The following is a 385-nucleotide window of genomic DNA, read 5'->3' on the forward strand; positions in this document are numbered from 1 at the left end:
AAAAGTCGTGTGCGCCATCGGACGTATCCGCACACTGGAAGGAAAGAAGATGGAAATGATCGCGAAAGTTCTTTTGGTAATCGCCTTCGTGGCCGTGGCCGTGGCGGTGGGCATCTACTGCCGTCGGCACACGGGCACCGTGGATGGCTTCATCCTGGGTGGCCGCAACGTCGGTCCGTGGATGAGCGCCTTCGCCTATGGTACGAGCTATTCCTCGGCCGTGGTGTTCGTCGGCTATGCGGGCCAGTTCGGCTTCAAGTACGGCATCTCGGCCACGTGGGCCGGCATCGGCAACGCCATTATCGGCTCGCTGCTCGCCTGGTGGGTCTTAGGCCCCCGTACCCGCGAGACGACCCATCGTCTGCAGGCATCCACCATGCCGGAG

General features: G+C 62.3%; 1 pseudogene. It reads left to right on the forward strand.

Annotated features, from left to right (window positions below):
- Nucleotides 1-55: 55 nt before the first annotated feature.
- A pseudogene (locus tag NE591_RS13170) lies at nt 56-385 on the forward strand (sodium:solute symporter); the annotation flags it as partial.

This window comes from Adlercreutzia sp. DFI.6.23, assembly GCF_024462535.1.
In the GTDB taxonomy this organism is placed as follows: domain Bacteria; phylum Actinomycetota; class Coriobacteriia; order Coriobacteriales; family Eggerthellaceae; genus Adlercreutzia; species Adlercreutzia rubneri.